21 protein-coding genes are annotated in these 24,264 nt (G+C 41.3%); 15 read left to right on the top strand and 6 right to left on the bottom strand.

All coding sequences use genetic code 11. The features are described from left to right. The first annotated feature begins 4 nt into the window (after positions 1-4). The 7 genes from nusA to SYJ56_RS12760 all read left to right on the top strand — a co-directional run bounded on the left by nusA (position 5) and on the right by SYJ56_RS12760 (position 10,347). Entirely contained in the window at positions 5-1,249 is a 1,245-nt protein-coding gene (gene nusA, locus SYJ56_RS12790) for a transcription termination factor NusA (protein ID WP_323834645.1), read from the top strand. Between the two features lie 62 nt (positions 1,250-1,311). Continuing rightward, on the top strand, positions 1,312-4,221 hold the full coding sequence (gene infB, locus SYJ56_RS12785) for a translation initiation factor IF-2 (RefSeq protein WP_323834644.1): 2,910 nt from the start codon (positions 1,312-1,314) through the stop codon (positions 4,219-4,221). 385 nt (positions 4,222-4,606) lie between these two features. After that, the gene (locus SYJ56_RS12780) at positions 4,607-5,152 is read left to right on the top strand and encodes a hypothetical protein (protein WP_323834643.1); all 546 of its coding nucleotides are present in this window, start codon (positions 4,607-4,609) and stop codon (positions 5,150-5,152) included. 245 nt (positions 5,153-5,397) lie between these two features. After that, positions 5,398-6,339 carry a transporter family protein gene (locus tag SYJ56_RS12775; protein ID WP_323834641.1) on the top strand — a complete coding sequence of 314 codons (942 nt, stop codon included), beginning with the start codon at positions 5,398-5,400 and terminating at the stop codon, positions 6,337-6,339. A gap of 4 nt (positions 6,340-6,343) precedes the next feature. Further along, on the top strand, positions 6,344-7,885 hold the full coding sequence (locus SYJ56_RS12770; RefSeq protein ID WP_323834639.1) for a vanadium-dependent haloperoxidase: 1,542 nt from the start codon (positions 6,344-6,346) through the stop codon (positions 7,883-7,885). Positions 7,886-7,938: 53 nt separating this feature from the next. Further along, positions 7,939-9,045: a hypothetical protein gene (locus SYJ56_RS12765; protein WP_323834637.1), complete on the top strand. Its 1,107-nt coding sequence runs from the start codon at positions 7,939-7,941 to the stop codon at positions 9,043-9,045. 153 nt (positions 9,046-9,198) lie between these two features. Continuing rightward, positions 9,199-10,347, top strand: coding sequence for a DUF3179 domain-containing (seleno)protein (locus tag SYJ56_RS12760; protein WP_323834635.1), 1,149 nt, complete (start codon positions 9,199-9,201; stop codon positions 10,345-10,347). A gap of 154 nt (positions 10,348-10,501) precedes the next feature. Here SYJ56_RS12760 and SYJ56_RS12755 read toward each other — a convergent pair whose 3' ends face one another. Then, positions 10,502-12,136, bottom strand: coding sequence for a carbon starvation CstA family protein (locus tag SYJ56_RS12755; protein WP_323834633.1), 1,635 nt, complete (start codon positions 12,134-12,136; stop codon positions 10,502-10,504). Between the two features lie 227 nt (positions 12,137-12,363). On the opposite strand from SYJ56_RS12755, the gene accD reads away from it, so the two are divergent. The 7 genes from accD to SYJ56_RS12720 all read left to right on the top strand — a co-directional run bounded on the left by accD (position 12,364) and on the right by SYJ56_RS12720 (position 19,700). Beyond that, positions 12,364-13,206, top strand: a complete 843-nt coding sequence (accD, locus tag SYJ56_RS12750) for an acetyl-CoA carboxylase, carboxyltransferase subunit beta (RefSeq protein WP_323834631.1) — start codon at positions 12,364-12,366, stop codon at positions 13,204-13,206. Positions 13,207-13,338: 132 nt separating this feature from the next. Further along, a complete protein-coding gene (gene nqrF / locus SYJ56_RS12745; protein ID WP_323834629.1) occupies positions 13,339-14,640 on the top strand; it encodes an NADH:ubiquinone reductase (Na(+)-transporting) subunit F in 1,302 nt (433 codons plus the stop codon). Positions 14,641-14,818: 178 nt separating this feature from the next. After that, complete coding sequence (locus tag SYJ56_RS12740) at positions 14,819-15,970, top strand: formimidoylglutamase (protein ID WP_323834627.1); 1,152 nt, start codon at positions 14,819-14,821, stop codon at positions 15,968-15,970. After that, on the top strand, positions 15,970-16,197 hold the full coding sequence (locus SYJ56_RS12735) for a cytochrome b5 domain-containing protein (protein WP_323834625.1): 228 nt from the start codon (positions 15,970-15,972) through the stop codon (positions 16,195-16,197). The genes SYJ56_RS12740 and SYJ56_RS12735 overlap by 1 nt, the downstream gene beginning before the upstream one ends. After that, the gene (locus SYJ56_RS12730) at positions 16,198-17,040 is read left to right on the top strand and encodes an N-acetylglucosamine kinase (RefSeq protein ID WP_323834623.1); all 843 of its coding nucleotides are present in this window, start codon (positions 16,198-16,200) and stop codon (positions 17,038-17,040) included. Positions 17,041-17,429: 389 nt separating this feature from the next. After that, on the top strand, positions 17,430-18,245 hold the full coding sequence (gene murQ, locus SYJ56_RS12725; RefSeq protein WP_323834621.1) for an N-acetylmuramic acid 6-phosphate etherase: 816 nt from the start codon (positions 17,430-17,432) through the stop codon (positions 18,243-18,245). A gap of 129 nt (positions 18,246-18,374) precedes the next feature. Beyond that, positions 18,375-19,700 carry a pseudouridine synthase gene (locus SYJ56_RS12720; RefSeq protein WP_323834619.1) on the top strand — a complete coding sequence of 442 codons (1,326 nt, stop codon included), beginning with the start codon at positions 18,375-18,377 and terminating at the stop codon, positions 19,698-19,700. 355 nt (positions 19,701-20,055) lie between these two features. Here SYJ56_RS12720 and SYJ56_RS12715 read toward each other — a convergent pair whose 3' ends face one another. Together SYJ56_RS12715 and SYJ56_RS12710 are read right to left on the bottom strand one after the other, a co-directional pair. Next, the gene (locus SYJ56_RS12715) at positions 20,056-20,202 is read right to left on the bottom strand and encodes a hypothetical protein (protein WP_323834617.1); all 147 of its coding nucleotides are present in this window, start codon (positions 20,200-20,202) and stop codon (positions 20,056-20,058) included. A gap of 64 nt (positions 20,203-20,266) precedes the next feature. Continuing rightward, the gene (locus tag SYJ56_RS12710) at positions 20,267-21,109 is read right to left on the bottom strand and encodes an AraC family transcriptional regulator (RefSeq protein ID WP_323834615.1); all 843 of its coding nucleotides are present in this window, start codon (positions 21,107-21,109) and stop codon (positions 20,267-20,269) included. Positions 21,110-21,395: 286 nt separating this feature from the next. Here SYJ56_RS12710 and SYJ56_RS12705 point away from each other — a divergent pair, with 286 nt between their 5' ends. Further along, the gene (locus SYJ56_RS12705) at positions 21,396-22,274 is read left to right on the top strand and encodes a 3-keto-disaccharide hydrolase (protein WP_323834613.1); all 879 of its coding nucleotides are present in this window, start codon (positions 21,396-21,398) and stop codon (positions 22,272-22,274) included. 199 nt (positions 22,275-22,473) lie between these two features. Here the strand turns inward: SYJ56_RS12705 and trxA are convergent, their stop codons facing one another. The 3 genes from trxA to SYJ56_RS12690 all read right to left on the bottom strand — a co-directional run bounded on the left by trxA (position 22,474) and on the right by SYJ56_RS12690 (position 24,188). After that, positions 22,474-22,779 (bottom strand): thioredoxin, encoded by a 306-nt coding sequence (trxA, locus tag SYJ56_RS12700; protein WP_323834611.1) that lies wholly within the window; start codon positions 22,777-22,779, stop codon positions 22,474-22,476. A 310-nt stretch (positions 22,780-23,089) separates the two neighbouring features. After that, entirely contained in the window at positions 23,090-23,644 is a 555-nt protein-coding gene (locus tag SYJ56_RS12695) for an OmpH/Skp family outer membrane protein (protein ID WP_323834609.1), read from the bottom strand. Between the two features lie 13 nt (positions 23,645-23,657). Next, a complete protein-coding gene (locus SYJ56_RS12690) occupies positions 23,658-24,188 on the bottom strand; it encodes an OmpH/Skp family outer membrane protein (protein WP_323834607.1) in 531 nt (176 codons plus the stop codon). Positions 24,189-24,264: the final 76 nt, after the last annotated feature.

Here is a 24,264-nt window from a genome sequence, read left to right as displayed (position 1 = left end):
TCAAATGGATGCCAAAGTCTTAATAGAATCCTTCGCTGAATTTGCGAGATCTAAAAATGTGGATCGACCTACAATGATCCGTATCTTAGAAGATGTGTTCAGAGCGATGATCCGCAAGAAGTTTGAAACTGATGAAAACTTCGATGTGACCATTAATGCTGATCAAGGTGACCTTGAGATATTCCGTATCCGCGAAATTGTTGACGACAATTCTGAGGATATTTGGGATTTAGATAAAATCAGCTTTACGGAAGCCCGTAAAATCGAGCCTGATTTTGAGATAGGAGAAGAAGTTTACGAGAAAATTGAATTAGAAGCTTTTGGTAGACGTGCTGTGCAGATGGCTCGTCAGACATTGATCCAGAGAATCAAGGATCTTGAAAAGGACCTCCTGTATAATAAGTATGAGGAGCTAGTAGGTGAAATCGTAAGTGCTGAAGTTTACCAGATTCTTGGGAGAGAGATCCTTTTGATGGATGGAGACGGCAACGAACTGATCTTGCCCAAAGCAGAGCAGATTTCGAAAGACCGCTTCAGAAAAGGCGATACCGTGAAGGCGATTGTTCACCGAGTGGATATGTCCAATGGTAACCCAAAGATTATCCTTTCCAGGACTTCTCCGGTTTTCTTGGAGCGCTTATTTGAGAATGAAGTTCCTGAAGTTTACGATGGATTGATTACAATCATTAAGATTGTAAGAGAGCCTGGCGAAAGAGCTAAAGTTGCTGTGGAATCTTACGATGACCGTATTGACCCAGTTGGCGCTTGTGTAGGAATGAAAGGATCTAGAATCCACGCAGTGGTAAGAGAATTGCAGAATGAAAATATTGATGTAATCAATTACACAGAGAATTTGGACTTATATGTCACTCGGGCATTGAGTCCAGCTAAGGTTTCTTCGATCACTGCGAATGAAGAAACAAAAAGATTATCCGTATTCCTTAAGCCGGACCAGGTATCTCTGGCTATCGGTAAGGGTGGCTATAATATCAAACTTGCCAGTAGATTGGTGGGTTATGAAATCGACGTATTCCGTGAGTTGAACGAATACGAAGAAGAAGATGTCGATTTGATGGAGTTTGTTGATGAAATCGACGGCTGGATCATCGACGAATTAAAAAAGACAGGTTTGGATACTGCGAAAAGCGTATTGAGCTTGACTAAAGAGGACCTGACTCGAAGAACAGAGCTTGAAGAAGAAACTGTCGATGAGATATTCAGGATACTCGGACAAGAATTTGATCAATAAAACGGGAAATAACCCCCGTGTAATACCCTAATTATTTAAGATTTCGAAAGAAGTTTTTGCTTATGTCAGAAGAAAAAATGATGCGTTTAGGCCAAATAGCCAGAAAACTCAACGTGGGTACGGCAACCATAGTTGAATCCCTGGCTAAAAAGGGCTATGAGGTGGAGAATAATCCGAATTCAAAAATCAACATGAATCAAGTTGAGATGTTGAATAAGGAGTTCAAATCTTCTGCTCTAGATAAAGAGGAGGCATCGCACCTCTCTATAGGTAAGCGCCATGAGCCTATCTCAATGGAGCCAGAAACTCCAAAAGAGGAGCCAAAGCCAGCACCAGTGCCAAAGCCGGCTCCTACTCCTGCGCCCAAAGCGCAGGAAGAGCCAAAGCCTGCCGCACCTGCACCTGCCCCTGCACCAACTCCCGAGCCTGCTCCAAAAGCAGCCGAGGAGCCAAAGCCAGCGCCATCTTCTGCACCTACTCCGCCTGCCGATCCGGAGAAAATTTCTTCCGATCCCCCAAAATTAGAGGGTATAAAAGTTTTGGGTAAAATTGACCTGAGCAAGAATACTAGTCCTGTGCCTAGGCATAAGCAACAGCATGGCCAAAACAAGTACGGTCAAAAGCATGGAGACCCTAAGAGGCCTCAGCCTGCTCAGCAACATAATAAGCCTCAGCCAAGACCAGCTCAGGAAGATAAAAAGCCAACTGCTCCGCTAGCACCTCAGGTGAAGAAGGAACAGCCAAAGCCCACCCCACAGCAGCCGAGTCCACCTGTACCACCAGTTGTTAAGGATCAAGTGATTTCTGCAAAAGCAGATTCTCTTAAAGGGCTCACGGTATTAGGTAAAATAGAACTTCCGGCAGATCGACCTAAGAAAAAAGGAGGGCCAGTGGCTTCTTCTGATGAAAGAGGTAGAGATAAAAAACGACCTCGTAAGCGTATTGACAAGCCAGGAGGACCAGGCCAAGGTAATCGTCCAGGTGGTGGCCCAAGTGGGCGACCTAATCAGGGTGGTGGCAATCGCCCAGGTGGAAATGCACCAAGAAGTGGTGCTCCTGTCCGAGCTCAGAAGGCTGAACCTACCCAAAAGGAAATACAAGATCAAATCAAGCAAACTTTAGCCCGTCTTCAGGGTAAGAGCGCTGGTGGAGGAAAAGGCAAGAGTCGTAGAGACAAGAAGGCTGAAAGAGAAAGAGATGTAGATTTTGAAACGGAAGAGGTTAAAATCTTAAAGGTTACAGAATTTATTTCTGCAAATGACTTGGCTGCATTGATGGACTTATCAGTGAATCAGATTATTTCAGCTTGTATGTCATTGGGAATGTTTGTTTCTATCAACCAGCGATTGGATGCTGAAGCCATTACTATCATCGCAGATGAATTTGGGTATGAAGTAGAATTCACCAAATCTATCGAAGATGAGATCGAAGTGGAAGCAGCGGATTCTCCAGAAGAATTACTGGAAAGAGCCCCGATTGTAACTATAATGGGACACGTCGATCACGGTAAAACTTCCCTGCTCGATTACATCCGTACAGCCAAAGTGACTGCAGATGAGGCTGGAGGAATCACTCAGCACATCGGTGCTTATGATGTAATGACCAAAACAGGTCATAAGATTGCATTCCTTGACACACCTGGTCACGAAGCATTTACAGCAATGCGAGCCCGAGGTGCGAAAATCACCGATGTGGCGATTATCGTAATTGCGGCTGATGATAGCATCATGCCTCAGACTAAGGAAGCAATCAACCACGCACAAGTTGCTGGTGTACCAATGATTTTCGCTATCAATAAAATTGATAGACCAAATGCTAACCCTGCCAAGATCAAAGAGGAACTTGCAAATATGAACCTCTTGATAGAAGAGTGGGGTGGTAAATATCAATCTCAAGATATCTCCGCTAAGACTGGTGAAGGTGTAGATGAGCTCTTGGAAAAAGTACTTTTAGAATCTGAAGTATTAGAGCTTACTGCCAATCCTGACAAAAACGCTGCGGGTACAGTCATCGAAGCTTCCTTGGATAAAGGACGTGGTTATGTCTCTACCATTATGGTTCAGGCAGGTACCTTGAGAATTGGAGATATTATTCTTGCCGGACAGCATCATGGTCGTGTGAAAGCGATGTTTGATCATAAAGGCAAAAAACTGAAAGAAGCTGGACCATCTACTCCCGTTCAGGTGCTAGGTCTTGGAGGAGCTCCACAGGCAGGTGATATCATCAAGGTTTACGATACAGAGCGTGAAGCTAGAGATATTGCTAACTCAAGAGAGCAAATCCAAAGAGAGCAAAGCTTAAGAACTAAGAAGCATATTACATTGGATGAGATCGGTCGCCGTCTGGCAATCGGTTCTTTCAAAGAACTTAATATCATCATCAAAGGTGACGTGGATGGATCAGTAGAAGCACTTTCTGATTCACTATTGAAACTTTCTAAGGATGAAGTGAAAGTGAGCATTATTCACAAAGGCGTGGGTCAGATCTCTGAATCTGATGTATTGCTAGCTTCTGCTTCTGATGCGATTATCCTAGGATTCCAGGTAAGACCTTCTCCTAATGCTAAGAAATTGGCAGAGCAGGAAGAAATCGAAATCAGACATTACTCTATCATCTACGATGCGATCAACCAAATCAAGGATGCGATCGAGGGAATGCTAGAACCTACATTTGAAGAAATAATTACTGGTAATATCCAAGTTCGTGAAGTTTTCAAAATCACAAAGATCGGAACTGTTGCAGGTTCGTATGTTACAGATGGTTTCATCACCAGAAAGAATAAAATCCGCGTAATCCGGGATGGCATCGTAATCCACGAGGGCGAAATCGATCAATTGAAGCGATTCAAAGACGATGTAGCTGAGGTGAAAGCCGGTTATGAATGTGGTATCTCAATTAAGGGCTTCAATAATATCGAGATCGAGGATACAATTGAAGGTTATGAAATGAAGGAGATCAAGCGTAAGAAGTAATTTTCGCTTAGATATATAGATGAAAAGGGACAGCATTGCTGTTCCTTTTTTAGTTTTACCAAATGATGTCAGCTATGCTAATCCTCATTTGGTTTCTGTTCTATTTCTGCGTAGTCAGTCTTGTTGCAGGATTAATCCGTCCAGTATTAGTACTTTGGTTTATGGATAGGATGAATCGTCGTAAAGTCCTAAAAACGTATGGAATTGCCGTTCTTATCCTTTTGTGTGTTTTGACCTTGTCAGAATATTATTTTAGTTAGGGGAGTTTTTTAAAGAATGATTTTGATTTAGTAGTATTTGAGGAAATATATACACAATTAATTCAAGAAAGAGTTGGTTTTACAAATTGAATTTTAATACTTTTCGACCTGTAATAAACCTAGAATTGAAAAAAGCCCTTTCCATATTACTTTTAGCATGTTTTGTCATGTACCATTTTGGCTACTATGCATTCTATTTCTCCTATGACCAGCATCTGGAGAGTAAGTGGGAGGATTTGATTTATAGTGAAAGTTCATTAGAAGCAGATGAGAGGCTAATTGAAATCCCCCTTTCTATGCCATATATGGCCAACCAAGAGGAATTCCAGACTACCAATACTCCTTACGAAAAGAATGGAAAATATTACAGGGCAATTAAGCAACGTTATCAAAATGATACCCTACAGCTGATTGTATTGCCTGATGCTAAGCGTCGAGTTTTAGACAACACGGTGAAGAAATGGATTTCTGTGATTACAGAGGATGAATTACCTCAAGATCATAACAGTAGTATTACGGTTAAGTTTTTTGTAAAAGATTATATCCAGCCAAATCCATTTTTATTCAAGGCTTACTCACAAGCACCTATTGATTACACTATAGGCTATGTTTTTTTTCAGTACATAAATCCTGCTGAAGGTATAGAATCCCCCCCGCCTCAGTTTTCTTGATTCTATTTTATTAGCATTTACACTTATGGAATTTCTATTCTATGAGTGCTAGATGAAATGTGTCTCTTGTCCCCCGTTTCAAAGAGGGAGAACAGTACACATTCTTACTTATACAGAATCAAAAAGACATTTTATGAAATCGAGCATGACTTAAGCGTCTCACAGAGGGATGTCTAGAAGACCTGCGAGATTCCATAGCCTGCCCCGAGCAATCGGGGTGGCCATTCAAAAATCAATTATAACACATGAAAAATTATTTCAGGACGCTGATTCTCCTATTCGGAGGATTGGGGCTGTCTTATTTATCCATGGCACAAACCCCTACTGATGGGTTGATGATGCCAAAGGGTGATATTTGCTTCCTGCTCAATTTCGAGTATGGACAGTTTGATCATTATTGGGAGGGAGAAACCCTTCGCAAAAACGGAACGATTGCCAAGGTGCAGCGAAAAACTGCTATGGTGATGGCAGCTTATGGAATTACCAAGCGTTTGGATGCATATGTGGGTCTGCCCTATGTGAGTACCAATTCTACTACACCAAATGGTGGCAAGTTTGCTGGAACTTCTGGAATTCAGGATCTGACTCTAGGGCTTAAGTATGAAGCCTTACGCAAAAATGGTGAAAAAGGGGAGTGGACCGCATTCGGTTCTGTGGTATTTTCTTCGCCCGTTTCCAATTACCTGTCTGATTACCAACCTTACAGTTTGGGAATAGGAGCACCTCAGCTAGCATGGCGCGCTTTGGTGGAATATGAGTGGAATTCCGGATTATACCTGAGAGGAAACGGGGGCTACATCTGGAAAGGCTACACAGAAGCTGAACGCGAGTATTATTACAATGATGGCAGCTATTTCACCTCATGGATGGATGTTCCAAGTGCATGGACTTATGAAGCCGTGGTAGGTAAGTGGTTTATGAATAAATCCCTTAGAGCAGAATTGAGCTACAACTCCTCCATTTCTACTTCCGGTGATGATATTCGAGCTTACAATGCACCTCAGCCTACCAATAAAGTAAATATGGACAGGATAGGGGCATTTGCGCAGTATTTCTTAAATAATCCAAAAGGACTCGGATTGGTAGCATCCTACAGTAGGGTAATTAACGGCCGCAATGCACCTGAATTGTCAGTATTCAGTGCTGGAGTTACCTATCAATTTGGCCTTTTCTCTCCTAAAAATTGATCGCATGAAAATACTTCAACTAACAATAATAGTACTTGTTACTCTGGTCACTGTGACGGGATGCAACATGGATTTAAATACAGAATTGGAATTTGAGAGCTATGAGTTTTCAGGGATTGATCAGGAAGCTGGTACTTGGAAACCGATTCTGATTGCCTCTGGAAGTGATATTTCTGTGGATGAACCTACCCCTGAGAATTCCACGCAGTTTTTGGCAGAAGTGGAAGGGGTGAAATCGAGAATTGCATCCATGTCCAGTGATGAAAGGGAAAATGTGGATCATTGGACCAATAATGCTGTCCTTCGATGGAACGAAGTTGCACTGGGGCTTATTGCCAAGTACAATTTGATACCAGGACCAAATGTAGATGAATCCTACACGCTTCCTAATCCGGCTAATCCGGCAGGTCCTCCTGCTTTCCCATTTGCACATCCTCCCTATGCGAGCAGGGCTTTGGCATATCTTTCTGTAGCACAATACGATGGATTGATTTCTGCATGGCACTACAAATTTCTTTATAAAAGACCTGCCCCTTACGAGGTAGATGCGGATATCCCTCATGCGTATGTTTCCAATAATTTGCCTTCATATCCTTCGGAAGGAGCAGTTTTGGCAACAGTTTCCAGGAAAATCTTGACTGCCATGTTTCCTTTAGAAGCTGAATATTTGCAGCAATTAGAGCAGCAGCATTTGGAAAGCTTGATTTTGGCGGGAGAAAATGTGCCAAGTGATTTGGAAGCAGGAAAGAAAATAGGAGAGGAGATCGGCACTATCGCACTTGCGAGAGCATCTAATGATGGAATGAAAAATGCACAGGCACCAAAGACAGTTTCCGATTCCCTTAGAGCAGCAGCATTTGAGAGATTTGGCTGGCAATGGGAAAACTTGGAAAGTCCTGCTCGTCCAGTTGGATTGACACCTTTATTTGGTAAAGTGAAAATGTGGAGCATCCAAAATGTAGAAGATACCAGGCCTGAGGTTCCACCGGCTCCTGGATCTGAAGCTTTTGAGAAGGACGTAAAGATGTTGCAGGATTATGCTGATAATGTCACACAAGAGCGTAGGAGGATAGCCAATTTCTGGCAAGATGGCCTCAATACTTATACGCCTCCCGGGCATTGGAATGACATAGCGGGTGAATATATCCTTAAATACAAGCTTAACTCTATCCGTACCGCCCGGGCCTTTGCCTATATGAATATGGCGATCATGGACGGAGGAATCAGCTGCTGGGATGCCAAGTACTATTACTATTATCCTAGGCCTATCCAGTTGATCAAGGGTTTTGAGACTATTGCGGGTACACCGAATTTCCCAAGCTATACCTCTGGCCATTCTGTATTTTCCGCTGCAGCTGCTGAAGTATTGACCTATCTATTTCCTCAGGAGGGAAATATGTTCCAAGAGTGGGCGGAAGAAGCCGCAATATCTAGGGTTTACGGAGGTATTCACTGGACTTTTGATGCTACAGTAGGCACTACTCAGGGCAGAAATGTAGCACAATACACAATTGATGTCGCCAAAACTGACGGCGCAGATAATTGATTATTTAACAACAAACTCATGAAATCGAGCATTGAAACTAAAAATATAAACAGATGAAAAATTATACCAAAATAATAGTATTGGCTATCGCATTGTCTTTAGCTTATTTAAATTCATACGCTCAGGGATGTGTTGCCATCCGGCAATTCTCTGGGCTCGGCAATGCAGTGGGTCAGGGAAATATCCTCAATAAGGGTGAATGGAACGTCAGTGCCAACTACCGCTATTTCAAATCATTCAGGCACTTCAGAGGTACCCACGAAGAACCCAACCGCATCGAGGATGGAACCGAAGTGATCAACTATCAACATGGGCTAGACATCAATATCAGTTATGCTTTTTCCGAAAGGCTTTACGGGATCGTATCTCTTCCTTTTCAATATAACGAGCGCAGCTCCCTGTATGAACATAATCGAACTGATAGACATACTACTTATTCCAAAGGATTCGGAGATATGAGAATAGGTGCAGGGTACTGGCTGCTCTCTGGCGAAAAAGCCAAAAAAGGGAATACAGCAATTGGGCTTGGAATCAAATTCCCAACTGGTGATTATGCCGCCACAAGTACCTTCTACAGAGGAGACGAAGCAACACCTACTGAAATGACTGTAGATCAATCTATTCAATTGGGTGATGGTGGCACTGGACTGATAGTGGACTTCCAAGGACTTTGGAATGTAGGCGGAACTTTCTTCTGGTATTACGATGGATTTTATATGTTCAATCCGAAGGAAACCAATGGAACTGTCACTAACAGAAGACGTGAAAATGAAGCTATTATGAGTGTTCCGGATCAATTTGCGGTTAGAACTGGTGTGTTCAAGTCATTTGAAAAAGTGCATGGTCTGGGAGCTTCTCTTGGAGGAAGAATTGAGGGAATTCCAGTACGTGATGCCTTTGGAGGTAGTGAGGGCTTCAGAAGACCGGGCTATATTATTTCTGTAGAGCCAGGCATCAGCTATATGTTGGGAAATGTGACAGGAACGCTTAATGTGCCTATTGCATTGATTAGAAACAGAACGCAAAGTGTGACAGATATCGAGAATTCTACTCCAGATGATGTGGTTCATGGTGATGCGGCATTTGCCGATTACCTTATCAATTTCACAGTTGCTTTGAGAATTCCTAAAAAAGCAAAAGAGGTATTTAATTCCCTATAATTCTGGATAAGCCCACTTGTATCAATGCATTTGGGCTTATCTCTTTTTTCCCGATAGCCAATTCAAATGTATGAATTTTCCATGCTACAGATGGAATATTGGGTTCATCTGGGTAGTAAGCAATATATCATATTCCGTTGAACGAATTGTCATATGAAAATCCTGTTTTACTGTGGCTTAGGTTTTTTGTTGCTGTTTGAATTTCTGAGAATTTACTTCATTATGCCTTTGCCAGGCAGTCAGCAATGGAATACTATTGATTTTGCCTACTTCCTGCATCGCAATAAAGTAGCGTTCTGGGTTGTCGCTTTGATTTTGATAGTCATTGGCCTCAAACCAGCCATTTCCGGTTCAAAAAAATGGATTCCTTTCCTTTGTCTGTTACTCACTGTTGGGCTTATCGGTATTTTCAATTTCAAAATGGCAGCTGATGCCATGTTTGAAGAACCCAAAGAGCTCAGTTTTCACAACCGGGATTCTTTTGAAGGTAACGACAGCACTCTGGTTATTGCCATTCAAAATGGAGAAGAAGCCAAAGCCTACCCCATCCGCTACATAGTCTATCATCATCAGGTGAGAGATACCCTAGCAGGTAATCCTGTGATGGTAACCTACTGCTCTGTATGTCGTACAGGACGGGTTTATTCTCCGTTTGTAAATGGAAAGGCCGAAGAATTCCGTTTGGTAGGAATGGATTATTTCAATGCTATGTTTGAAGATTCGGAGACAGGAAGTTGGTGGCAACAAGCCACAGGAGAAGCAATTACAGGTGAGTTAAAAGGTAAAAAACTGGATGAAATTGAATCCACTCAGTTGACTGCCGGAGCTTTTTTCAAAGCCTTTCCACAAGGGGGAATTATGGCTGAGGATCCAAATTTCATTTCGAAATATGACTCATTGGGCAAATTTGAAAAAGGTAAAAGCGAAAGCAAACTCACAGGCACAGATCCTTTTTCTTGGAATGAAAAATCCTGGGTAATAGGAGTGGAAGTTGGTGATAGAGCCAAAGCCTATGACTGGAACACACTCAAAGAGACTGAATCTATCCGTGATCACGTCGGTGAAAAGGACATTGTGCTCCTTTTAAACAAGGATACCCAGAGTTTTGCAGTTTACGAGATTCCGTCCTCAACAAGGTCACACATCTGGACAGGAGATACACTTTATCTGGATTCTGTTGCTTATTCCTTTATCGGGAAATCTCCTGATCCAAACCAATCAGATCTGAAACGCCTCAAAGCTTACCAAGAATTCTGGCATAGCTGGAGGACTTTCAGGCCTAATACAGAAAAATATAACTAAGCTAAACATGCCTTATATCAAACTAAAAGAGCATCTCCCCGGTATAACCGGACTGCTCGAATATAGGAAAGGCATTGTTTATTAGTTTTGCACTTTTCTCTGAGAAGTCCTATAAAAGTGGAAGAGGTATTCCAGGCCCAGTGATTTTCAAAAGTCAAAGAACCTTTGCGGGTTCTTTGACTTCTTTTTTCAGGCTTTTCGAAGCCAAAATCATTAAGGAGATCGCTAAAATAAATAGCAGAGCTGCAATAATGGAAAGCACATAGACTTCATCTTGGAAGTTTTTCCAGGCAAACAAACCCAATGAAGAAAGGGTCACGGTGAACATGAAAAACATAGGAATGGTCACGAAGAGTGCATTAATATTTTTCTTGATTAGCCACACTGCGATGGTTAATAATGCAAGAGCTGCCAGTAGTTGATTAGCTGAACCGAAAATTGGCCAGAGTGTCGTGAATTCCCCAGAGAGTAGCAGAAGAATAGAGAAAACAACCACAATTCCTGTGGACACATATCGATTTTTAGCCAAATACTGACCTGCCGCCTGAGGTACATCGTCAAAATATTCTTGCAAAGTAAATCTGGCCAATCTTGTACAAGTGTCCAAGGTAGTAAGTGCAAAAGCTGAAACCGTCAAGGCTACAAAGCCTACAGCAAATTCTTCTGAAATCCCCAGCGTGGCGATCATTCCTCCCAGACCTGTAGAGAAAAGAGCAACCGGACCTTCGCCTGAAAGACGGGATATGTATTCTGATCTAGACAAAATGACTACTGCTCCTACAGATATAATGGCTAGAAATGATTCAATCAGCATTCCCCCAAACCCTACCAATTTGGCATCTGATTCCTTATTCAATTGTTTGGAAGTAGTGCCAGACGCAACGAGGGAGTGAAACCCACTGATGGCTCCACAGGCGATGGTCACAAATAAGACTGGGAAAATAAAACCCAAGTTTTCATCGGAAACATGGATTTCATTGCTCATCTGGATTTCTGGATTGGCAATTAAAACACCTAGGACAGCCGCTATAATCAATCCGTAAAGCAAAAAACTATTAAGATAATCCCTAGGCTGAAGCAACATGCTTACCGGGGTTACTGAAGCAAGAAATGCATAAGCCAAAAGTGCCAAAACCCATATTTTATAATCAAGCACAAAAGGCATCTTCATGCCTAAATACACAAAAAAGTACATCAAGACCACTCCAATTACTGAGATGATTATGAATGCAGTCTTTTTATTACCCACTAGTTTATTCACGATCCCAAATGCAATTGCCAGCAGAATAAAAAGAATGGATGCAGACGCTACACCGGGATTTGTGACAAATGTTTTGGCAATAATATCTGCAAACACACCAATAACAAGGATAAGCGTGGAGAGGCTAAAGATGACAAATAGCTGCTTTCCCTTCATCCCGATTTGATTTCGTATAATTACTCCGATTGATTTTCCGTCAGTTTTGAGAGAAGTAGCCATACTACCTAGGTCATGTACTGCTCCAAAAAATATCCCGCCCACCAAAATCCAGATAACTGCGGGAATCCAGCCGAAAGTAACGGCGATGATCGGCCCGACTATCGGCCCAGCCCCTGCAATAGATGCGAAATGATGCCCTAGAACTACGATAGGTTTACTTGGCTCATAATCAATTCCATCTCTATGCGTATGTGATGGTGCCGGATTTTTATCATTTAAGCCAAATTTTCGGTATACAATTTTACCGTAAACTTTATAAGCGATGAATAAGATGACTGCTGAAATAAGAAGTAGAACGGCGAGGTTCATGAGTGGAAATTTGGGTATTAGATGATTCTTAAGTAATTATTGTATCCTTATTTATAGAACTCAAAATAAGCTAAATAATCATCGCTTAAAAAGCGATTTTGCCCATTGGCTAGTTTTCTTTTACAGAATTGATTTCGGGGCCTATTTCTGAAGAGGTTTTATTTAATGGATATAACGACTAAATTTGTAACCTTTGACTCGTCAAAAAAACAATCTAAAAACTCAATATGGCTTGGTTTAAAAGAACTGACAAAGGCATCAAAACATCTACAGCTGAGAAGAAAGATGCACCCGATGGCCTTTGGTTTAAGACTCCAAATGGAAATATCATCCATACTCGAGAGCTCAAGAATAATGCTTACGTCTGCCCGGATGATGATTTTCATGTGAAAATCGGTTCGAAGGAATATTTCGAAATTCTTTTTGACAACAACAAATTCAAAGAGCTGGATGCCAATATGAAATCTGGTGATCCTTTGAAATTCACTGACACCAAACCTTATGTTTCCCGTATAGAAGCCACAATCCAGAAAACAGAGTTAAACGACGCTGTGAGATCTGCTGTAGGAAAAATGAACGGATTGGATATCGTCATAGCTTGTATGGACTTTAATTTTATCGGGGGATCCATGGGTTCAGTAGTAGGTGAGAAAATCGCCAGAGCTATTGATCACTCCCTAAAAAATAAAATTCCATTCCTGATGATTTCTAAATCTGGAGGAGCTCGAATGATGGAGGCTGGATTTTCTTTAATGCAAATGGCTAAAACATCTGCTAAGCTTGCGTTGTTAGATCAAGCAGGGGTTCCTTACATATCGATGCTTACCGATCCTACTACTGGTGGAGTTACGGCATCATACGCGATGTTGGGGGATTTCAATATTGCAGAACCAGAAGCATTGATTGGTTTTGCTGGTCCAAGAGTAATTCGTGAGACCATTGGTAAGGATTTGCCTAAAGGATTCCAAAGTTCTGAATTTGTATTGGAGCATGGATTCCTCGATTTCATCGTTGATCGTCGTCAGTTAAAGGGCCGGTTGACCACCTTACTAAACCTTTTAAATAATTAATCGAGTTACTACTAAAAGGTTTTGATTATTCGGTTCAAATTTGAACAATGATTTGGTCTCTTTTAGTGATTAATAAATATATTTGTGCTCCCGTATTGGGCCAATCCATAAGAAAAATTAAACCAAAATTTCATGGGTTCAGTAATTATTACATCCATCGTAGCTTTTACAGTAATTATACTGCTACTGGTATTTATTCTCCTTTTTGCGCAGTCTAAACTAGTCAATTCTGGAGACGTCAACATTATTATCAATGGCGACGAAAGTTCTCCAATTGTAACAGCAGCGGGAACAACCCTGCTTTCTACACTTGGCGGGCAAAAAATCTTCCTTCCATCAGCGTGTGGTGGTGGCGGAACTTGCGCTATGTGTAAATGCGTGGTCGAAGAAGGTGGAGGAGAAGTTCTTCCTACCGAAGTAGGCCATCTAAGTAGAGCAGAGCAACAAAGTAACGTCCGTCTAGCATGTCAGGTGAAAGTGAAAAATGACATGAAGATCCGGGTACCTGAAGAGATTTTCGGTATCAAGAAGTGGGAGTGTGAAGTTATCTCTAACTATAACGTTTCAACGTTCATCAAAGAATTCAAGGTTAAACTGCCTGAAGGGGAAACTCTTGATTTTGAAGCTGGTGGATACATCCAAATTGACGTTCCTGTAATCACAGTGAACTTCAAAGGAATGGATATCACACCACATCCTGATCTAGGTCACCCAGATGACGTGTATCAAAGTGACTGGGATAAGTTTGGTCTTTGGGACTTGACTATGAAGAATGACGAGGAGCTATTCAGAGCTTACTCCATGGCCAATCACCCAGCAGAAGGTAACATAGTAATGCTCACGATCCGTATTGCTACACCGCCATGGGATAGAGCCAATAACAAATGGATGGATGTGAATCCTGGTGTTTGTTCTTCGTATGTATTCTCTAGAGTTCCTGGTGATAAAGTAACTATTTCAGGTCCTTACGGTGAATTCCACATCAATCCTACCCAGCGCGAGATGGTTTACATCGGTGGTGGTGCAGGTATGGCGCCATTGAGAGCACAGATTTTTCACCTTTTCCACACAGAGAAAACTAGCAGAAAAGTTTCTTACTGGTATGGTGGTAGATCTAAAAAGGAGCTTTTCTACGTGCCTCAATTCAGAGATATAGAGAAAGAATTCCCGAACTTTAAGTTCAATATCGGTCTTTCCGAGCCTCTTCCTGAAGATAACTGGAAAATCCAAAAATCTCCAGACGATGAAGGTGACGGATACGTTGGATTCATTCACCAAGTATTGTACGATAATTATTTGAAAAATCACCCTGAGCCAGATGAGGTAGAATATTACCTATGTGGCCCTCCTTTGATGAACTCAGCAGTATTGAAGTTGCTTGATGATCTGGGAATTCCTCAGGAAAACATCCGATTTGATGACTTCGGAGGTTAATAAAAAAAAAAGATCCCGCTCAGGCGGGATTTTTTGTTTAACCCGAATTCTGCATTGGAATCTGTTATAGCCTGTCCCGTCCCGATAGTTATCGGAATTGGATCGCAATAGGAAGTCTGACGCAAATTTCGGGTTTAAACCCTTTTTTGATTATTTTTACGTAAGACTATCACCCCTTATGAATATCCAATCCTACTTTGATCCTATAGCCGAGTACCTTTGGCAGAAAAAATACCCAAACAATTCATTCTTCAAGCAAATTCACTTTTTCGGAGAGGAATTTCCCGATCTAAAAGGAGTGCAAATTGCCTTGGTCGGAATCAAGGAAAACCGGGGCCTCGGTAAAATTGAGAGTGCAGATAGGGGAAGTAGCGAAATTCGCGAGAAGCTTTATGATCTTAAAAAGGGGTTTGGTGCCTATAGAGTAGCGGATTTGGGAGATTTGATTTCTGGAGATAAATTAAGTGATACCTACCAAAGAATGCAGGAAGTGGGTGACTTCCTGATGAAGCATCAGATTCTTCCTATCTATTTTGGAGGGTCCCACGATCTGGATTATGGGCAATACTTGTCTTACCAGAAAATGAAGAAGCTAGTTAGTCTGTTGACCGTAGATGCGAAACTGGATATGGAAGAAGATGGACCGCTTTCTGATCAGCATACGCAGGAAATTATTCTTCATCAGCCTAATTTCCTCTTTTCCTCAGCACATTTAGCTTATCAGAGTTTTCTAGTGGATCCATCCTTAATCAATGTGGTGGAGAAGCTTTATTTTGAGCATGTACGTTTGGGAGAATTGAGGAGCGAGTTTAAAGAAGTTGAGCCATTGATTAGAAATGCAGATTTGCTGAGCTTTGACTTATGCGCAATTCAGTCTGCGGATGCTCCAGGAGCAGTGAATGCTGAGCCTTTCGGGTTGACGGCGGAAGAAGCTTGCCAGATTTGCTGGTTTGCCGGAACGAATGAAAAACTCAGTTCTATCGGAATTTATGGCTATGAGCCATATTATGACGATGCCGCAAATAAGACTGCGAAGGTAGTTTCAGTGATGATTTGGTATTTCTTAGAAGGATTTTATTCCCGTAAAGACAGTCTTTCCTTCAAAAGCAGTGATTACACCAAGTACACCGTTTCATTGGACACCAAACCAAATACGCTTGTTTTCTATAAAAGTAAGAGAAGTGGCAAATGGTGGATGGAAATCCCACATAATGAAACTGAGAAGTATGATAGAGTAAGCACAGTTCCGTGCAGCTACGCGGACTATCAGATGGCTCAAAAAGGAGAGATTCCTGAGCGTTGGGTTAATGCTCAAATCAAGCTTCTTTAATGAAGATATATACTAAGCAACAGCTTGCATTGCGAAATGGACAGGATAAACCTGAAATATGGATAGCCTATCAAGGTGTAATATACGATGTGACAAGCTCAAGACTTTGGAATAAAGGCATGCATTATGAGCACTGGGCTGGGCAGGATTTGACAGAAGAGCTACCTGATGCTCCGCATACGGAAAAAGTATTTGAAAAATTTCAGGCCATTGGCCAATTAGCATAGATGATTTTAATCGCAGACAGTGGATCCAGCAAGACGGACTGGAGAGTAATTCATTCCGATCGTAAAATTAGCCAACACCGAGGTATTGGGTTTAATCCATATTATCAAACCTCCGAGGAGATGGCTATACAAATGCAGAGTGATTTCCTGATTAATTTGGCGAGTGAAATTGATGAAATATTTTTCTATGGGGCAGGTTGCTCAACTCCAGATCGCAAGAATGAAGTTTCGACTGCATTGAAAACTGTTTTCCCAAAGACTAAAATCACAGTGGATCATGACCTTATTGCAGCCGCAAGGTCAACATGTGGTCATCAAGCCGGAATTGCCTGTATCTTGGGAACGGGATCGAATAGTTGTGATTATGATGGCAAGCAAATAGTGGATAGGCGCCCAGCACCAGGTTATATTTTCGGAGATGAAGGTGGTGGAGGTTATGTTGGCAGAAAGCTTTTGAAAGATTTTATCAATGATGAAATGCCTGACGAGATCAAACAAGAACTGATCGATAACTTTCATCTAACTAATACAGTTATTCAGGAGCACGTATATCAGAAGCCTTTTCCTAATCGATATATGGCGAGTTTTTGTAGATTTATCACTGAACATAAATCCAATCCATACTGCTATATGCTTTACTACAATTCCTTCCAGGAGTTTTTCAAACAGCATGTGATGAAGTATAGGGATTATACTGAGAAGCGTGTGAATTTTGTGGGTTCTATCGCCTATTACAACAGCGACATTCTTCGCAAAGCTGCCTCAGATGTGCAAATTAAGGTAAACTTAATAATTGAAAGTCCGATTGCAGGCTTGACACTTTACCACCAAGAGACCCTATGAAATCAAGCATTATAGGGTCACGCAGTGGGATGATTATTTCCCAGCATCCACCGCATCAGCACATTTGCTTGTTGTTAGGGCGCGTTGGGCTGTCGCAGCAGCGGGCCGGGCGGCTGGTGTGTGCGGCAGAAGCTTTGCTGAGACTTGGCTTTTTGCCTGCCTGTCCGGTAGGCAGGGTTCTTTTGGGCCAAGCCAAAAGAACAGAAGAAATCGAGCATCATGCATTCTTCACACGGAGGTATGATTATCAACCATGTGAGACAGGCTATCTGACCATTAAAAAACTAACAATAAACTCATGAAATCGAGCATGTCGTAGGCGACACACAGAGGGATGATTATTTACCTTGCGAGATTCCATGTGACCTTTAAAAAACAATTATAATCACATGAAAGTAACTGAAAGCACCTCCCATTATGACAATTTGGAGCAAATGGATTTGTTGGATTTGCTCCATAATATCAATAAGGAGGACAAGAGAGTTCCGCTGGCTGTAGAGCAAGTAATTCCTAACATCAGTGAATTGATAGATCACGTCGTGCCTAGGATACAGCAAGGTGGGCGATTGATTTATATCGGAGCAGGTACCAGTGGCCGCCTTGGTGTTTTGGATGCTTCTGAATGCCCACCGACCTATGGGGTCCCTTTTGATATGGTGCTAGGAATTATCGCGGGAGGAGATAGAGCCATCAGAAAATCAGTAGAAAATGCCGAAGATGATTCTGATCAAGCTTGGAATGATATTTTGGAGTATGGTTTCAATGAAAATGATTCAGTAATAGGAATAGCTGCATCTGGGACTACTCCTTATGTCATTGGCGGTGTGAAAGCAGCACGAGCAAACGGCCTTTTGACGGGAAGCATTACCTGCAATCCAGGCTCTCCACTTTCTAAGGAAGTGGATCACCCAATAGAAGCAGTGGTAGGGCCAGAATTCATCACTGGAAGCACGAGGATGAAATCTGGCACAGCGCAGAAGCTTATTCTCAATATGATCTCAACAACTGTGATGATCAAGCTTGGACGGGTGAAAGGCAATAAAATGGTGGATATGCAGCTTTCTAATACTAAGTTGGTGCAACGAGGCATCTACATGATTATGGAGGCAACCGGACTGGATGAGGAGGCTGCCAGCCGATTATTGCTTAGTGAGGGGTCTGTCCGAAAGGCAACTGAATATTTTTACAAAAATCAGAACTCATAGGCTGGGAAAATTTTTGAGGGAGATGATTATAAATCTCTAGATAGGCTGTACCTTTGCAGCCCGATTAAGCGGTTGAAAACCAAGCGCTTATTTTATTTACAATCAATCCAGCAGTGATGCTGCAAATCTATGAAAGATAACAATTCAAAAAAGCCGTTTTTCGGCGAAGGAAAAAAGGAATTCAACTCTTCTAATTCAGGACAAAGAGGAGGATACAAAGGAAAATCGGAAGGGTTCAATAAATCCAAAGATTCAGGCTCTTCGAACTTTGGCTCAGGAAAGAAGCCGTTTAGCAAAAGCGAAGATGATTTTTCAGACTTCAACAAAAAGCCTAGAAACAAAAAGGCAGGATTTAAAAACCTAGGGGAGAAAAAATTTGGTTCTAAAACTCCATTTGGAAGCAAGAAAGAGCAGGGTTCTGACTTCTCTGATAAGAAGGACTTGGGTGCAGGCAAGAAGCAATTTTTCCCCAAAAAAGAGGAATCTGAAGGGCCAAAGCCTTACAACAGAGATACTAAATCAGGAAAACCACAATCTTCTGAAAAGCCAGGCGGCCTTATTTACAAAGGACGTGGCAAGGATCAAAAACCGGTTTTTGCAGAAGGCAAACCCACTTATAAGTCAGATAAGAAAGAGGCAAGAGGATTTGGCAAAAAGCGTTTCGTAGATCAGGACACGAACGTTGAGAGACCGGATTATAACTTCGACAGCCTTCCACAAAAGAAGAAGAAATTGGAGACTGAAGATAATCTTATTCGCTTGAATAAATACATCGCCAATTCTGGAATTTGCAGCAGAAGGGAAGCCGACTCATTGATTAGCCAAGGATTGGTTACGTTGAATGGAGAGATTTGTACTGAGCTAGGTCGCAAAGTAAAGAAAACTGACCGGGTAGTATATCAGGGTAGAAAAATCAATCCTGAGAAGCCAGTTTATGTATTACTGAACAAGCCAAAAGATTTCATCACGACTACTGATGATCCTATGGATCGTAAAACGGTGATGAATCTTGTTGGGAATGCCTGCGAGGAGCGGATTTTCCCAGTTGGTAGATTGGATAGAAATACCACAGGGCTTCTGTTGTTCACCAATGATGGTGAATTAGCTGCTAAACTTTCTCATCCTTCTAATGAGATTAAGAAGATATATCAGGTGACTTTAGATAAGCCATTGACCAAGAAAGACGAAGAAGATATTATTGAAGGCTTGACGTTGGAAGATGGAAAAGCGGATGTAGATGACATGCAGGTATTGTCTTTGGATCGCACTATCCTTGGTCTGGAGATTCACATAGGAAGAAACAGAATAGTGCGTAGAATCTTCGCCCATTTGGGGTATGATGTGACTTCACTTGATCGTGTGGTCTATGCAGGATTGGACAAAAAAGATTTGAAGCGAGGACATTATCGATTCCTTTCAGAGCAGGAAGTGATTCGCTTGAAGTTCTTTATATAGTATTAAAAGCTCCCAATTTGGGAGTTTTTTTTATTTAACCACGGTGGTTACAGAGTTTTACGCAGAGAACTCACTTTACTAGCTTCGCCATAAGCTGAACGAACCGATGAACGTTGCTAAGTGACCTTCCGTTTCTACTCTCTAAACAAGACACTACAATTTAGCACATGGCTTAGTGTGAAGGAAGATGCCCTTGAGAATATGTGGTTTTTTAGGCGCAGACAAGTCTCAAAAATCAAATCGGTCTGCAAACGCTTCGATTCCCCCGATCCACTAGTAGATTTGAAGCATAGACTCGGGCAAAGAGTTTTGGATACTTTTGCTCTTCAAAAGTATCAGAGAAACACACTTTTCCTCATCCATTCAGGCCAAGTGGGAAATTACAGGCAATTGACCTACGCTGAACTCTTTTCCATCCTTCTGCAATAGCTCCTGTTTCCCACATGATCTGCAGGCAGGAGGGAAGCGGCCTTTTATCTTTTTTACCATGGGTTCTACCCATGGCTATTCAAAGTTTTACCCCTTCATGGTGAGTAATAAAATGTCAATAGGGATAAGAAAAGGCCTTAACTTCTCTTTCTAAACTCCGAAGGAGTAACTCCACAATATTTTTTGAACTGCCTGCAAAAATGGCTTTCATCCGTAAAACTAAACTCATGGGCAATTTCTGATAGGGTAAGTTTGCTATAGGTAAGTCTGGCTTCAATAAGTCCGAATTTATAATTTGTAATGTACTGTTTGATCGATTCGCCGACTTGTTTCTTGAAAAAAATGCTGATGTAATTTGGAGCCATATTAAACTTCTCTGCCAACTCTTCGATGCTTAGTCGTGAAGGGAAATAAATGTTTTTCTTCACATACAATAGGATAGACTCAACCGAATCAGAATAGGACGTAACCTGACCAGCTTCGTCGGACTGTCTTAGTTTTCTAGCAAGGATAATCAAAATACTGCGCATCAGGCTGTCACGAACTATTTCATAATATGGGGATTGATTATTTTCATATTCACATTCAAGGACAGAAAGCAGGTTTAGCAGCTTGGTTTTATCTTGCTTTTCCTTTACTAATGACCCGCGGCTTTGCAAAGGGATATGAAGCAAAGTTTCTATGATGGGTTTCCACTTGGATTCATCGCTTTCCGAAAGTACTCTACTGAAAGGTTCATTAAATCGAATAAAGCAAAACTCGGTTAATTCCCGGATATCAAAGGAATGAAAATCCTCTGGACCTAGAAGAAAAACATCCCCATGTCCATAGTCAAAGAAGTTACCGTTGATGTTATGGATTCCACTCCCCTGAAGAATAAAAATAACTTCAAAGTATGTGTGATTGTGGAGCGGATGCTGCCATTCACTGGCTTCAAAATGGTAAATGTTAAATGGAGTATGTAATAAATAGCGTTTCATTTAATAATAATTATGTATATCTGCTTTTCTGCCAGCAGGGATTTAAAAGCACCATCTGGGAATGGTAAACTCTAGAATTGAGGCCACTTCGGTCACCCGTCTTCGGCTTGCCTCGCTGTGGCGGGTCTTTCGGCCGGACAAAGCGAAGAAACTAAGGCAACTGGCATAATCGCGGATAATCAGATATTAATTCTCTAGAAATGTACTTATTTATAATGGATTTTTACAATTCAATTCGATAGCTCGGAGTCTAATTTTACAGTATTGAAATATAAAACACGACTGTATGAAATTCTTTGTAATTACCCTAATAGCTTTTTTAACTGTTGCAGTCCAACCATCAAAGGAGATAAATGACGATTGGGAGTCACTTTTAGATTCAGAACTGACAAAGTGGGAAAATTACCTTAGCTACAGGCACAAGCTTGGATATAATGGAAAAGTACCAAAAAATGCTAACGGTGTGGATATCCCGCCTATTGGCTATAATAAAGATGAATTTGGTGTATTTACAATTCTGGAAGAGCCAGAAGGTCCGGTTCTACGGGTGAGCGGAGAAATTTATGGAAGCATTTATACCCGAAAGTCATATAAGAACTATCACTTAAAACTCCAAGTTAAGTGGGGTACTGAAAAATATGAACCGCGAAAAGATTTGCTTAGGGACTCAGGTATTCTATATCATTCCATCGGTGAAGCAGGCGTAGAATACTGGAGATCTTGGATGCTTTCCCAGGAATTTCAGGTGATGGAAGGGCACATGGGTGACTTCTGGTGTCAGGCCACTTCGGGCATTGATATCCGTTCTTTTCCAGCAGAAGGAGATAAAATGAGCCCTGTAGCCGATATAACTCAACCTTTTCGCCCATTCCAAAGTGGTGGAGATGTCTTCTGCCTTAGGTCTTCCAACTTTGAAACTCCCGATGGAGGATGGACTACGCTCGAACTTATAACTTTTGAAGGAAAGAGTCTTCATATCGTGAATGGAAAGGTGGCCATGGTATTGGAAAACTCCCGCTATAAAAACGAGGATGGAGATCAGGTTCCTCTGATTGAAGGAAAAATCCAATTGCAGAGTGAAGCCGCAGAAGTCTTTTACAAAGACATACAAATCAAACTCCTAACTGAGATGCCAAAGGACTATGAAGCTTTATTTGACGAATAAACCAGTAATGTGGATTAGATTGTATTGGGATCTCAACTTTATACCTGCATCATCCAATTGAGTTGTATCGACAGAAAATGATAGACAGGTTGCTTTTGCCTTCCAAATGTAAGAGAAGAAAGGAAAGAAAAAAACTAATGGGATAAGTGCTATTTGTTCAAATGTTGACTTTAACAAATCCTTTATCCTTCTATGATTTTTAAACAAACCCTTTCAATGCCTGAAGTAAATCCCGCTTGGTAATCAAGCCTCCTTTTCTCCAGAGGATTTTACCTTTTTTAAAAAGAATATAATTTGGGATAGAGCGTACGGCAAATTGCTGAGCTAGTTGAGGGCTTTTATCAATATTGATTTTCAGCAGCTTTATTTTCCCTCCCAGCTCGTTTAGCGTTTCATCGATAATTGGATCCATGGTATGGCATGGTCCGCACCAATCTGCATAGAAATCCACCAAGATGGCCTCTTGGCTTTTACTGATTACATCTTTTGGATTACGCTTGGGCATGACTCTTCTCTTTCCGTTAAAAGTTAATTTGTTAATCGTTAAAATCCACTGTGACAACTACGAAACCTTTAACCTTTAGCGTTTAACCTTTAATTCTTCGCCTCTCTTTTCTCCATGCATCTCCCACTTCCTCCGTTTATCTCTGTGTTTATTAACCTTTAACAATTAACCATTTACCTTCAACCCTTAACTCCAATCTCTCTGTGCACCTCTGTTTAAACCTCCGCGTTCTGTGGTTTAAAGAGTATTTCCACAAAAAAAGCCGCTAACTCAAATCGAATTAGCGGCTTCAAAATTTATTCGTGGTTAATTAATTCGTAGCTGGAGCGGCCGGAGCAGCTGGCATCTCAAGACCCAACTTGGTCAAAACCAATTCAGTGAATTTATCTTCCTCTTTAGTGTAAAGAAGGATAGGGGCTTGTCCTGCTGACTCAGCAAAGATATGCGTATAGTTGTTCTCAGCTGCAACTGCATTGATTGCATTGATCACTTTAGTCTGAACAGGTGAAAGAAGCTCACCTAATTTTCTCTGGTAACTGATCTGAGAGTCAGATTCCATTTTTTGCAAAGTTGTTTGCAGGTCAGTTAATTCCTTCTCCTTTGCCGCTCTAGCTTCTTCAGTCATAGTGGTCATGGCTTGCTGATAAGTCTGAACCTGACGTTGAAAATCTTCGCCTTTTAATTGCATAGTGGTTTGAAGCTGAGTTTCATAATCTTTAATGTCAGCAGCTATTTGCTCCATTTCTGGCATCAAATCCATGATAAATTCAACATTGGTGTAACCAATCTTTACATCTTGAGCCTGAGCTGCAAATCCTACGCAAAGCAAGGCTACTGCGGAAAGGATAACTTTTACTTTCATCATTTCTTGTTTCTATTTATTTGTTTTCTTCTATTCCCAATTCCTCCAAGACAAACTCCGAATAGTCATGTCTGGGATCTGTATAGATAATTGCCGATGGTGCAGCAGCCTTATCAAATAACATTCCCAGATTATTTCTTCTCGTTACTATCTCAATAGCGTCATAGATTTTGGATTGAAGTGGCTGCATCAGTTCCGCTTGTTTTTGGAAGTACTGCCCGTCTATTCCGAAAATTCTACTATTGAATTCTTGGGATTCTTTTTGTTTCAATTTTATTTCTTCCAGCCGATGTTGGTACATTTCTTCTGTGAGGAGTACTTCCTCCGCTTTTAGCTGAACAGAAAGATCTTTGATCTCTTTATCCAAATTTTGTGCCTCTTTCTTCCATTCCGAACTGTAAGTCTCTAGTTCCTGCTGGATTACTTTGTAGTCTGGATGCTTGTTTAGAATATATTCCGAATCAATGTATCCGAACTTCTGAGCAGCTAAAGGTGCCGCTTGAAGCATAAAGAGTGACAAAAATACAATTTTCAGCGATTTATTCATGAGTTTGGGAAGTTAACAATGACTAGATTTTTCGACATTCTTATAACGTTAATTTTTACATAAATTAACTATTCCC

The organism is Algoriphagus aurantiacus (assembly GCF_035156405.1).
In the GTDB taxonomy this organism is placed as follows: Bacteria; Bacteroidota; Bacteroidia; order Cytophagales; family Cyclobacteriaceae; genus Algoriphagus; species Algoriphagus aurantiacus.
Note: the sequence above shows the minus strand (reverse complement) of the source record. Positions and strands in the feature narration are given on the sequence as shown.

Coding starts and splice junctions, on each gene's coding strand:
- SYJ56_RS12740 (WP_323834627.1), top strand. CDS start 14,819: ATGAATATCCAATCCTACTTTGATCCTATAGCCGAGTACCTTTGGCAG.
- SYJ56_RS12720 (WP_323834619.1), top strand. CDS start 18,375: ATGAAAGATAACAATTCAAAAAAGCCGTTTTTCGGCGAAGGAAAAAAG.
- SYJ56_RS12730 (WP_323834623.1), top strand. CDS start 16,198: ATGATTTTAATCGCAGACAGTGGATCCAGCAAGACGGACTGGAGAGTA.
- SYJ56_RS12710 (WP_323834615.1), bottom strand. CDS start 21,109: ATGAAACGCTATTTATTACATACTCCATTTAACATTTACCATTTTGAA.
- accD (WP_323834631.1), top strand. CDS start 12,364: ATGGCTTGGTTTAAAAGAACTGACAAAGGCATCAAAACATCTACAGCT.
- SYJ56_RS12755 (WP_323834633.1), bottom strand. CDS start 12,136: ATGAACCTCGCCGTTCTACTTCTTATTTCAGCAGTCATCTTATTCATC.
- SYJ56_RS12715 (WP_323834617.1), bottom strand. CDS start 20,202: ATGGGTAGAACCCATGGTAAAAAAGATAAAAGGCCGCTTCCCTCCTGC.
- infB (WP_323834644.1), top strand. CDS start 1,312: ATGTCAGAAGAAAAAATGATGCGTTTAGGCCAAATAGCCAGAAAACTC.
- SYJ56_RS12765 (WP_323834637.1), top strand. CDS start 7,939: ATGAAAAATTATACCAAAATAATAGTATTGGCTATCGCATTGTCTTTA.
- trxA (WP_323834611.1), bottom strand. CDS start 22,779: ATGCCCAAGCGTAATCCAAAAGATGTAATCAGTAAAAGCCAAGAGGCC.
- murQ (WP_323834621.1), top strand. CDS start 17,430: ATGAAAGTAACTGAAAGCACCTCCCATTATGACAATTTGGAGCAAATG.
- SYJ56_RS12735 (WP_323834625.1), top strand. CDS start 15,970: ATGAAGATATATACTAAGCAACAGCTTGCATTGCGAAATGGACAGGAT.
- nusA (WP_323834645.1), top strand. CDS start 5: ATGGATGCCAAAGTCTTAATAGAATCCTTCGCTGAATTTGCGAGATCT.
- SYJ56_RS12705 (WP_323834613.1), top strand. CDS start 21,396: ATGAAATTCTTTGTAATTACCCTAATAGCTTTTTTAACTGTTGCAGTC.
- SYJ56_RS12695 (WP_323834609.1), bottom strand. CDS start 23,644: ATGATGAAAGTAAAAGTTATCCTTTCCGCAGTAGCCTTGCTTTGCGTA.
- SYJ56_RS12770 (WP_323834639.1), top strand. CDS start 6,344: ATGAAAATACTTCAACTAACAATAATAGTACTTGTTACTCTGGTCACT.
- SYJ56_RS12760 (WP_323834635.1), top strand. CDS start 9,199: ATGAAAATCCTGTTTTACTGTGGCTTAGGTTTTTTGTTGCTGTTTGAA.
- SYJ56_RS12690 (WP_323834607.1), bottom strand. CDS start 24,188: ATGAATAAATCGCTGAAAATTGTATTTTTGTCACTCTTTATGCTTCAA.
- nqrF (WP_323834629.1), top strand. CDS start 13,339: ATGGGTTCAGTAATTATTACATCCATCGTAGCTTTTACAGTAATTATA.
- SYJ56_RS12775 (WP_323834641.1), top strand. CDS start 5,398: ATGAAAAATTATTTCAGGACGCTGATTCTCCTATTCGGAGGATTGGGG.